This is a genomic window from Nonomuraea ceibae (genome assembly GCF_019396325.1).
GTDB lineage: Bacteria > Actinomycetota > Actinomycetes > Streptosporangiales > Streptosporangiaceae > Nonomuraea > Nonomuraea ceibae.
Genome location: NZ_JAHKRO010000217.1, coordinates 1 through 6,189 on the forward strand (window position 1 = coordinate 1; position 6,189 = coordinate 6,189).

The window sequence follows — 6,189 nt, forward strand, 5'->3', positions numbered from 1 at the left end:
TGGGGGGGCGCCCGCCTGCCTCGTCCGCGACGGCCGCCCCGACGAGGCGGCCCCCCTGGCCGCCCGCGCCCGCACCCGCCTCCGCGCCCTCGGCGCCCGCCCTCCCTGGCTCCACCCCACCCCCGACCCGAGGGACGACGCCCCCGCCCTGGAGAATGGCGGCCTCGACCTGGGGATGACCCCCTGACCCAGGTCCCACCACCCCGCCCTGACGGACGGCCCCACCCTGGGAAGACGCCGCGCCTTCCCCGACAGGCCGGCACCCCCGCCGGAGGGGAGGGCACCCCGCTTCCCCGAGGAGGGCGGGTGTCTCCCTGTCTTGGGGGTCGGGTGTCAGAGGGTGCGTTGGAGGACGGCTTCGAAGGTGGAGCGGAGTTCGGGGCCGGGGTCGACGCCGAGGTCGGCGGCGAGGCCGGCGCGGGTGCGTTCGTAGAGGTCGAGGGCTTCGGCCTGGCGGCCCAGGCGGTAGAAGGCGGTCATGAGGAGGGCCACCAGCCGTTCCCGGTGGGGGCCGGCGGCGACGGCGGTGCGGAGCGCGCCCACCACCCGTTCGGGCTCGCCGAGCCGCAGGCGGCGCCGGGCCAGGTCCTCGACGGCGGCCAGCCTGGCTTCCTCCAGGTCGATGGCGGCGGCCAGCCCCGGTTCGCCGAGGGCGGGGCCGCGCCACAGCGACAGCGCCTCGTCGAGCAGGTCGGCGCCGCGCCGGTCGCCGGCCTGGGCGGCCTCGGCCACGAGCCGGCGGAACCGCAGCGCGTCGACCCGTTCGGGTTCGACGCGCAGCACGTAGCCGGTCGGCGTCGTCTCCAGCAACTCGTCGCCGAGCAGTTTGCGCAGCCGGTAGACGTGGCCCTGCACGGTGACGCGGGCGCTGTCGGGCGGGCTGCCGTCCCATACGGCGCCGATCAGCCGGTCCACGGCCACGGGCGTGCCGGGCGTCAGCAGCAGCGCGGCGAGCACGTACCGCCGTTTGCGTGGCCCCAGCTCCAGCCTCTGTCCCCCGTTCCAGGCGTCGATGGACCCGAGCAGGCGAAACTCCAGGAGATCCATCCGCCACAGCATGGCGGGGGCCGCTAAGGGCGGGCTAAGGATCGGCTAGGAGCTGCGACGCCAACGAAACGCCAAGCGCGCCTGCCAGGGTTTCCACCCGTTGTTTCGCCTACATGATCGGGGAAGGAAGCAGTGAAGGCTTTCAAGAAGGCGGTCGCGGGGGCGGCGGTCGTCGCGGCGGGTTCGTTGCTGGTCGCGGCGCAGTTCACCACGGCCGCGGCGGCGCAGCCGGCGGCTGCCGTGACCGCCGAGACCGCGGTGGCCGCGAAGGATCGGCTGGGCGCGGGGGAGTGGCTGCTGCCCGGGCAGTCGCTCACGTCGGGCGGCGGCCGGTTCAAGCTGGTCCAGCAGCGTGAGGGCAACCTGGTGTTCTACGACGGCACCAGGGCGCTGTGGAGTTCGCCCACGTCCGGCAACCGGGGTGCGCGCACCACCATGCAGAAGGAGGGGAACCTCGTCATCTACGACGCCGGGAACAAGCCGCTGTGGTCCACGCCCACGGCGGGGAACCCGGGCGCGTACCTGAAGCTGCCCGCGCAGAGCGGCAACCTGGTGATCTACTCGCGGGAGAACACGCCGCTGTGGTCGTCGCACACGTACTTCGGCAAGCTGCCGTCGGGCCACGTGCTGCGGCCGGGGCAGTGGGTGCAGTCGGCCAACGGCCGCTACAAGCTGATCCAGCAGGACGAGGGCAACGCGGTGCTGTACGACGGCACGCGGAGCCTGTGGACGACGCCGACGGCCGGTCACCCCGGCGCCCGCTCGATCATGCAGCGGGAGGGCAACTGGGTGGTCGTCGGCCGTGACGACAAGGCCCTGTGGACGAGCCCGACGGCGGGCAACCCGGGCGCGTGGCTGTCGGTGAGCAACGACGGCCGGGTCATCGTCTACTCGAAGGACAACAAGCCGCTCTGGTCCAGCCGCCGATAGGCGTCCCGCTTCACCGCCAAGGCCCCCGGTCGCGTACCGGGGGCCTTGTGGTTATGGAACCGATCGTTCCGTTCTGCTATTATTGGAATGTAGCGTTCCGTTCCAATCGAAGGGCCGAGCACATGACCGTCCTCGCTCCCCCCGCGCCCGTCGCCGTGGCACCGCCCAGGCGCTGGACCGGGCTGTTCGCGATCCTCGCGGCCGACCTGCTCAACCTGCTCGACGGCACCGTCGGCAACGTGGCCGCCCCCGCCATCCGCGCCGAGCTGGGCGGCTCGGCCGCCACCATGCAGTGGATCGTCGCCGGCTACACGCTCGCCATGGCCGTCGGGCTGCTCACCGGCGGGCGGCTCGGCGACATGTACGGACGCAAGCGGATGATGATGGTCGGGGTGACCGGGTTCGTCGTCGCCTCCCTGGCCTGCGGGCTGGCGTTCTCGCCCGCGACGATGATCGCCGCCCGGGTGCTGCAGGGGCTGTTCGGCGCGCTCATGGTGCCGCAGTCGTTCGGCCTCGTCCGCGACCTGTTCGGCGAGCGGACCGGCAAGGCGTTCGCCCTGCTCGGGCCGGTGATCGGGCTGGCCACCATCCTCGGGCCCATCGTGTCCGGGCTGCTCGTCGAGGCGGGCGGCTGGCGGTCGGTGTTCCTGATCAACGTGCCGCTGGGCGCGTTCGCGCTGGCCGTGGGCTGGAAGGTGCTGCCCGCCGTGCCGCCCACCGCCCGGGGCGCCCGGCTCGACACCACCGGCGCGCTGCTGGCGGGCGCGGGGCTGACCATGCTCGTCGTGCCGCTCGTCCAGGGCCACGAGCTCGGCTGGCCGGCCTGGACGCTCGTCCTGCTGGCCGCCTCGGTGCCCACGCTCGCCCTGTTCGTCCTGCACCAGCTCCGCCGCCGGGGCCGCGCGCCGCTGGTCGACCTCGGAGTCTTCGCCCGGCGCTCCTACGCCTCCGGGGTCGCGTTCGTGGTCGCCTTCTTCGGCTCGATCACCGGGTTCTCGCTCGTGGTGGCGCTGTTCCTGCAGGTGGGGCTCCGCTACTCGCCGCTGGACGCCAGCCTGGCCATGTCCGGCTGGGCGGTGGGCGCCTTCCTCGGCTCCGCCTTCGGCGGCGCGCTGATGAACCGGCTCGGCCGCCGCATCCTGCACCTCGGCCTCGCCCTGATGACCACCGGCCTCGGCTGGCTGTACGCGGTCTTCACCGGCATCGGCGTCGCGCTCGACGGCTGGGACCTGACCGGGCCGCTGGTCGTGTACGGGATCGGCATGGGAATGATCTTCGTGCCGCTGTTCGACATCATCGTCGGCGGGCTGCGCGACCACGAGGTCGGCTCGGGGTCCGGCATGCTGTCGGCCTTCCAGCAGGTCGGCGCGTCGCTGGGGGTGGCGGTGCTCGGCACCGTGTTCTTCTCCACGGCCGGGACGGCGGGCCTCGCCGAGGCGGCGGCCCGGGTGACGCTGCTCGCTGCCGGGGCCACGGCCGTCACGTTCTGCCTGGGCTTCCTGCTCCCGAAGCGGGCCCGCCTGGAGTAGATCACGCCGGCGGTGGGGCGGTGCTGGCGCGGACGACGAGCTCGTTGACCAGGTCGATGCGGCTGCTGGCGAGCTCCGCGCCGCGCGCCAGGTCGAGCAGCATCTGGGCGGCCATCCCCGACATGTCGCGCAACGGCTGGTTGACGGTGGTCAGCGGCGGATCGATCCATTCGGACATCGGCAGGTTGTCGTACCCGATCACCGACAGCTCCCGGGGCACGTCGATCCCGAGCCGCCGGGCCGCGCGCAGGACGCCGAGCGCCTGCATGTCGGCCCCGGCGAAGATCGCGGTCGGGCGGTCCTGGCGGGACAGCAGCTCCATGCCGTGCTCGTAGCCGGCGTCGATGTAGAAGTTGCCGTAGCGGACCAGCTCGGGGTCGGCCTCCAGCCCGGCCTCCTCGTGCGCCGAGCGGAACCCGGCCACGCGCGCCCGGCTGCACAGCACGTCCTCGGGGCCGGAGACGATCGCGATGCGCTGGTGGCCGAGCTCCAGCAGGTGGCGGGTGGCGAGCAGGCCGCCGTCCCAGTTGTTGGAGCCGACCGTCGGCACGGAGGCGGCGGTCGCGCTGTCGGTGTCGACGACGACGACCGGGATGCCCTGCCGCTGGAGTCGTTCCTGCTGGGCCGGGGTGGGCCCGGACAGCACGAACACCACGCCGAGCGGCCGGCGGGCGAGCACGGCGTTGAGCCATTCGGCGGGCGGCCGGTGCTTGCCGCCGAGCTGGGACAGCACCATCTCGACCTTCGCCGTGGCGGCCACGGCCTCGACCCCGCGGATGATCTCGACGGCCCAGGCCGAGTCGAGCTCGTGGAAGACCAGGTCGAGCTGGCCCGATCCGGACGATCGGCGCCGGGTCCGGCGCCGGTACTGGTGGCGGGCGAGGCTCGCCTCGACGCGGGCCCGGGTCTCGGGCGCGACGTCGGGATGGCCGTTGAGGACCTTGGAGACCGTCGTCACGGAGACGCCGACCTCACCGGCCACGGTGGCGATCGTCGCGGAGCGGGGAGTGGTCATCGCCCGGCATCCTATTTTTTCGGAAACTTTCGGGCAACCCCTGCCGTCAGGGCCCGCAACTTTCGGTTTGGCAGTCCCGAACTATACGCATAACGGCAGATGACGCAACTCTTGACACACCACGACGAGCCCCTTAGGTTGCCGCAATTAACGGAATCTTCTCGAAAGTTTCGTATTCCGTCGGCCGAAGGGATGGCATGCCAACCGACACCGCCCCCGAGCCCTGGCGTGATCCCCGGCTGTCCCCCGCGGAGCGCGCCGAGGCGCTGATCCCGCTCATGACGCTGGAGGAGAAGGTCGCCCAGCTCGCCGGGGTGTGGGTGGGCGCCGACGCGTCGGGGGGCGGCGTCGCCCCGCACCAGGAGGACATGGCGGGCGTCGAGTGGAGCGAGGTCATCGCCCACGGCCTGGGCCAGCTCACCCGCCCGTTCGGCACCGCCCCGGTAGACCCGGTCGCCGGCGCCCGCTCGCTGGCCGCCTCCCAGGCCGAGATCGTGGCCGCCGGCCGGTTCGGCATCCCCGCCCAGGTGCACGAGGAGTGCCTGACCGGCTTCGCCGCCTGGCGCGCTACCGTCTACCCCGCCCCGCTGAGCTGGGGCGCGAGCTTCGACCCGGCGCTGGTCGAGGAGATGGCCGGTCACATCGGCCGCTCCCTGCGCGCCGCCGGCGTCCACCAGGGTCTGGCCCCGGTGGTGGACGTGACCAGGGACTACCGCTGGGGCCGCACCGAGGAGACGATCGGCGAGGACCCCTACCTCGTCGGCACGCTCGGCGCCGCCTACGTGCGCGGCCTCGAGGGCGGCGGGATCGTCGCCACGCTCAAGCACTTCGCCGGGTACGCCTCCTCCCGGGGCGGGCGCAACCTGGCCCCCGTGCCGATGGGGCCGCGCGAGCTGGCCGACGTGGTGCTGCCGCCGTTCGAGATGGCGCTGCGCCTGGGCGGCCCCCGCTCGGTGATGAACTCCTACTCCGAGATCGACGGCCTGCCCGTGGCCGCCGACGAGAGCCTGCTCACCGGCCTGCTCCGCGACACCTGGGGCTTCACCGGCACGGTCGTCGCCGACTACTTCGCGGTCCGGTTCCTGCAGAAGCTGCACGGCCTGGCCGCCGACGGGGGACAGGCCGCCGGGCTGGCCCTGCGCGCCGGGATCGACGTCGAGCTGCCCACCGTCGACACGTTCGGCGCCCCGCTGATCGACGCGGTCAAGGCGGGCACGGTGAGCGACGCGCTGATCGACCGGGCGCTGCGCCGGGTGCTGGCGCAGAAGGCCGAGCTCGGCCTGCTCGACCCGGACTGGCGGCCCCTGCCGGACGACGTCGAGAACCTGCGCCTGGACGACGACCGGGGCCGCGACATCGCGCTGCGCCTGGCCCGCCAGGCGGTCGTGCTTCTCCGCAACAGCCGCGGCGTCCTCCCGCTTGCCCCCGGCGCGCGGGTCGCGCTGGTCGGGCCGGTGGCCGACGACCCGATGGCGATGCTCGGCTGCTACTCCTTCCCCCTGCACGTCGGCGGCCACCCGGAGCACGGCCTCGGGCTGGAGGTCCCCTCGCTGCGCCAGGCGCTCGACGCCCTCGTCCCCGGCGTCGCGTACGCGCGGGGCTGTGACGTCAGCGGCGACGACACCTCCGGCATCGCGGCGGGGGTCGCCGCCGCCGAGGGCGCCGAGG

At 73.5% G+C, this 6,189-nt stretch carries 6 protein-coding genes; 4 read left to right on the forward strand and 2 right to left on the reverse strand.

Annotation, left to right across the window (positions count from 1 at the left end; all coding sequences use genetic code 11):
* On the forward strand, nt 1–187 hold a 187-nt coding region (locus KME80_RS49190; protein ID WP_219519768.1), incomplete at its 5' end, for a hypothetical protein.
* Nucleotides 188–333: 146 nt separating this feature from the next.
* On the opposite strand, the gene KME80_RS49195 is transcribed toward KME80_RS49190, so the two are convergent.
* Entirely contained in the window at nt 334–1,047 is a 714-nt protein-coding gene (locus KME80_RS49195; protein WP_219519770.1) for an AfsR/SARP family transcriptional regulator, read from the reverse strand.
* 132 nt (nt 1,048–1,179) lie between these two features.
* Here KME80_RS49195 and KME80_RS49200 point away from each other — a divergent pair, with 132 nt between their 5' ends.
* Both KME80_RS49200 and KME80_RS49205 read left to right on the forward strand, forming a co-directional pair.
* Nucleotides 1,180–1,977, forward strand: a complete 798-nt coding sequence (locus KME80_RS49200) for a hypothetical protein (protein ID WP_219519773.1) — start codon at nt 1,180–1,182, stop codon at nt 1,975–1,977.
* Nucleotides 1,978–2,099: 122 nt separating this feature from the next.
* On the forward strand, nt 2,100–3,506 hold the full coding sequence (locus tag KME80_RS49205; RefSeq protein ID WP_219519777.1) for a DHA2 family efflux MFS transporter permease subunit: 1,407 nt from the start codon (nt 2,100–2,102) through the stop codon (nt 3,504–3,506).
* Nucleotide 3,507: 1 nt separating this feature from the next.
* Here the strand turns inward: KME80_RS49205 and KME80_RS49210 are convergent, their stop codons facing one another.
* A complete protein-coding gene (locus tag KME80_RS49210; protein ID WP_219519780.1) occupies nt 3,508–4,521 on the reverse strand; it encodes a LacI family DNA-binding transcriptional regulator in 1,014 nt (337 codons plus the stop codon).
* A gap of 197 nt (nt 4,522–4,718) precedes the next feature.
* On the opposite strand from KME80_RS49210, the gene KME80_RS49215 reads away from it, so the two are divergent.
* Nucleotides 4,719–6,189, forward strand: a 1,471-nt coding sequence (locus KME80_RS49215) for a glycoside hydrolase family 3 protein (RefSeq protein WP_219519783.1), incomplete at its 3' end; no start/stop codon positions are given.